Here is a 4,160-nt window from a genome sequence, read left to right on the forward strand (position 1 = left end):
CGCCATCACCCGCCCCGCCGCCCGGCTCACCCACGCGGCGGCCCTCATCGCCCTCCAGGCGGCCGTCGCCCACGCGGAGGCGATCGGGGTGCCGGAGGTCGTCGCCGTGGTCGATGCCGACGGCAACCTGCTCGCCTTCCTGCGCATGGACGGCGCCAAGCTGCTGTCCCGGGAGAGCGCCCTGGCCAAGGCGGTGACCGCCGCCTCGAACGGCGCGCCCACCGGCGGGCTCGCCGCCGACCTCGCCGTGACGGTCGGCCTCGCCACCGGCGGGCGGCTGACCAACCTGCCCGGCGGCCTGCCGATCGTGATCGACGGCGCCTGCCTGGGCGGCATCGGGGTCGGGTCCGGTGCCAGCGACCAGGACGTGGCGGTGGCCCGCGCCGCCCTGCGGGCGATCGGCGCGCAGGATCCCGTCACCACGCCCGCCGTCACGCCCTGAACCCGGCGCCTCGACCCGGGTCGGGCGGGCTGGCATGGTGTGGCGGGAGGTTGGGAGACAACCCACGATGGCTCTGACGTTCCGCCTGGACGATCCGACCCAAGCCGACCCGCGCCGCCGCTGGGCCGAGCTCGACCGGGACGCGCGCAGCGCCTGCTACGACAACACCCACGCGGTCGCCGACAGCGCCGCCCAGGTGGCCGCCCGCGACGCCGCCTCGGCCGCCTACCGGGCCAGGCATCCGGCCGGCCTCGACATCCCGTACGGAACCGGCCCCCGCAACGCCCTCGACCTCTACCCGGCCCGCGACGGCTCGGCGCCCGGCCTGGTCTTCCTCCACGGCGGCTACTGGCAGCGGGGCGCCCGCGAACTGTTCGCATGCTTCGCCGAGGGGCCGAACGCCGCCGGCTGGTCGGTGGCGATGGTCGGCTACACCCTCGCCCCGGAGGCGAGCCTGACCCGGATCGCGGCCGAGATCGGCGCGGCGCTGGACTGGATCGGCGCGCACGGCCCCGCGCACGGGATCGGCGGCCCCCTGGTCCTGGCGGGCTGGTCGGCGGGCGGGCTGCTGACCGCGCTCCAGCTCGGTCATCCGGCGATCGCCGCCGGGCTCGCGATCTCGGGGGTCTACGACCTCGCGCCGATCCGCCAGACCGCCCTCGACGACAAGCTCAACCTCACGGAGGCGGAGGTCGAGGCGTTGTCGCCCCTGCGCCGTCCGGTGGTGGGCAAGCCGCTCTGCCTCGCCTACGGGAGCCGCGAGCTGCCGGCCCTGATCCACGACGCCCGCAACCTGCACGCCCTGCGCGCCGCGGCCCACGCGCCGGGTCCCCTGCTGCCGGTGCCGGGCGCCGAGCATTTCTCGGTGCTGGGCGAGCTGCGCCGGCCGGACGGGATTTTGGTGCGGGCCGCGCACGCGCTGCTCGGGGGCTGAGGCCCGGCGACGGGGCGTCGCGCACGGTCGCGCACGAAAGGCCGCGGTGCACGGATGCATCGCCGCAACATGCAGTTGCACGAACCGCGGCTCAGGTCGCGATACGGTCTTGCTGAGCCCCCCTGCGCGTGCTGAGACGGGCGGGCACGGACGCGACCCGCCTCGACCCGGGGGTCGGACCGACCGGGCCGGGGGAAGTGGATGCAAGCGGTCGCCCGGTCGGGCCCTGCAGCGGCGTCGGGATCGCAAGCCAGTCCGGTGGACCTGGTCGCCTCCGGCCGCCGGACACCCAGGGTGCCGCGGCTGCGCCTCGCGCTGGCCCTGGGCTTCGGGACGCTCGGGTTCCTCGCCGCCCTGGCGCTGGCCATCCTGGTGAGCCGCGAGGCGACGCGCCGGCTCGAGGCCGAGGTCGGCGGCCAGCTCGCCGAGATCGCCGGACAGATGGCGCGCAGCCTCGATCTCGGCATGTTCGAGCGCTGGCGCGACATCCAGATCGCGGCCGCCTCCGACAGCCTGCGCGATCCCGGGGCCGGGGCCGACGCCAAGCGCGCCGTGATGCGGCGCCTCCAGGAGACCTACCCGGCCTACTCGATCATCGGGCTGATCGACCCGGACGGGCGCGTCGCGATCACCAGCATCGGCGCGCTGGAGGGGGCGGACGTCTCCGGCCGCGCCTATTTCCAGGAGGCCCGCGAGCGGCCGTTCGTGGGGGACGTGCACCCGGCCAAGCTTCTGCAGGCCGTGCTGGCGCCCGCGGCCCGCGATCCGGCGGTCCGCGAGCCGGTCATCCACGAGCCCGCGATCCACGAGCCTCTGCGCCTCCTCGACCTCGCCGCCCCGGTCAGGGACGCGGGCGGGCGCTTCGTCGGGGTGCTGGCCGCCCATCTCGACTGGGTCTGGGCGCGCGATATGGCGCGCACCCTCGAAGGCTCGCTCCGGAGCCATCGCGGCGGCGCCGAGATCCTGATCCTCGCCCGCGACGGCACCGTGCTGCTCGGGCCGCCGTCCCTTCAGGGCAACCGCCTCCCCGAAACCGTGCTGTCCGGCGGGCGCTCCCTCGACCCGCAGGGCACGAGCCGGGTCGGACCCTGGCCCGACGCCGCCGCCGGCTATCTCAGCGCGAGCGCCCGCACGCACGGCGAGCGCGATTATCCCGGCCTCGGCTGGCAGGTCGTGGTGCGCCAGAGCGCGGACCGGGCCCTGGCCTCGGTGGCGGCCCTGCGCTGGAACATCCTGGCCGCGGGCAGTGCCGTGGCGCTCGCCGCGGCCGTGCTCGCGTGGCTGCTCGCCGGCCTGATCGCCCGGCCGCTGCGGGATCTGGCTGCGGCCGCGGGGGCGCTGGGCCGCGACGGGCCCCTGCCGCCGCTGCCCCGGGCGATCGTGCGCGAGGGCGCGATGATCGCGGACGCCCTCACCGGGGCGGCGGACGAGCTCGCCCGGCGCGCGGAGGCCCAGCGCCTCCTGATCGACGAGCTGAACCACCGGGTGAAGAACACCCTGGCCACCGTGCAGTCGATGGCGGCGCAGAGCCTGAAGGATCTCGGCGACGGGGCGGCGGCGGGGCGCGAGGCCTTCGAGGCCCGGCTGCTCAGCCTGTCCCGCGCCCACGACGTCCTGACCCGCGAGAGCTGGCTGAGCGCCGACCTGCGGGGGATCGCCGTCCAGGCCCTGCGGCCCTTCCAAGGCACCGAGGCAGGGCGCATCGCCCTGGACGGACCGGACCTGCGGCTGCCGCCCGAGATGGCGCTCGCGCTCACGATGATCCTGCACGAGGTGTGCACCAACGCGGTCAAGTACGGCGCCCTCTCGGTCCCGTCCGGGCGGGCGTCCTTGGGTTGGACCCTGGAGGCCGGCGCCGGCGGCGGCCGGACCCTGCGGATCGCCTGGCGCGAGCGCGGGGGGCCGCCGGTCGCCGCCCCGTCGCGGCGCGGATTCGGCACCCGCCTGCTGGAGCGCGGCCTGGCCGGACGCGACAGCGCCGCCCTGGCCTACGAGCCGGGCGGCCTCGTCTACACGGCGGCGGCGCCGCTGCCCGCCGGGTTCCGGCCGGAACCCGGGTCCCCGCGGGAGCCCGGCCCGTCCGTCGATATCGGGCACGGCGCGGGCTGACCCGGCTCGGCCGGCGCCCGCCCGCTCCCCGCCTTCGGCCGCCGACCGCGGCCGGCCTGCCGCGTTGCCAAAGGTCGGATGGATCGGTCGGTGCCGTTTAATCCATGGCCTCGACGACGCTTTATCGACGCCGTGCGATCCCGCACCAAGTATATCGCTGAAACGGATTAAATTTTACATTGATCGACTGTGCTCAACCGCACATCTACTTTGCACGACTGCGGCTATGTTCGACGCATCGGCACAGGACGCGGTGTCCCGGCCAGCATGACGAACACAGGCGGAGCCTCCCATGACGCGCAACGGAACGCAGCGTTTCCTGACCCTCGGCCTCCTGGCCGGCGCCCTCGCGCTGCCGATGGCGGCCCAGGCCGGCGAGGGCGGCGGCGGCAGCCGGCAGGCCGCCGGCGGTGGTCACATGAGCTCCTATGTCAGCGATCCGTCCCACGATCCGCGCTCCCTGCATTCGCAGCGCATGGGCAGCGGCCAGCTCCTCGGCGCCCCGATGATGCACGACCGGGGCACCGCCACGGTCTCGCGCGGCAGCGTGGTCGATCCCCACTGGGCCTCCGGCCATGTGGAGCGCCGCACCCGGCGCTGAGCAGGCCCGGGGCCGCCCGGACCCCGGTCGGGCGGCCTCCTTCGCGGTCGTCCCGCATCCGAACGGCCCTGGGC

At 75.7% G+C, this 4,160-nt stretch carries 4 protein-coding genes; all 4 read left to right on the top strand.

Annotated elements, in window-relative coordinates; all coding sequences use genetic code 11:
• Window positions 1–4 precede the first annotated feature (4 nt).
• The gene (locus FV233_RS28360) at window positions 5–442 is read left to right on the top strand and encodes a heme-binding protein (RefSeq protein ID WP_147899516.1); all 438 of its coding nucleotides are present in this window, start codon (window positions 5–7) and stop codon (window positions 440–442) included.
• Between the two features lie 67 nt (window positions 443–509).
• Window positions 510–1,376 (top strand): alpha/beta hydrolase, encoded by an 867-nt coding sequence (locus tag FV233_RS28365; protein WP_147899513.1) that lies wholly within the window; start codon window positions 510–512, stop codon window positions 1,374–1,376.
• A 258-nt stretch (window positions 1,377–1,634) separates the two neighbouring features.
• A complete protein-coding gene (locus tag FV233_RS28370) occupies window positions 1,635–3,485 on the top strand; it encodes a sensor histidine kinase (protein WP_246690122.1) in 1,851 nt (616 codons plus the stop codon).
• Between the two features lie 292 nt (window positions 3,486–3,777).
• Window positions 3,778–4,086, top strand: coding sequence for a hypothetical protein (locus FV233_RS28375; protein ID WP_147899515.1), 309 nt, complete (start codon window positions 3,778–3,780; stop codon window positions 4,084–4,086).
• The last annotated feature ends 74 nt before the right edge of the window (window positions 4,087–4,160 follow it).

This window comes from Methylobacterium sp. WL7 (genome assembly GCF_008040085.1).
Classification (GTDB): domain Bacteria; phylum Pseudomonadota; class Alphaproteobacteria; order Rhizobiales; family Beijerinckiaceae; genus Methylobacterium; species Methylobacterium mesophilicum.

Coding starts and splice junctions, on each gene's coding strand:
- FV233_RS28365 (WP_147899513.1), top strand. CDS start 510: ATGGCTCTGACGTTCCGCCTGGACGATCCGACCCAAGCCGACCCGCGC.
- FV233_RS28375 (WP_147899515.1), top strand. CDS start 3,778: ATGACGCGCAACGGAACGCAGCGTTTCCTGACCCTCGGCCTCCTGGCC.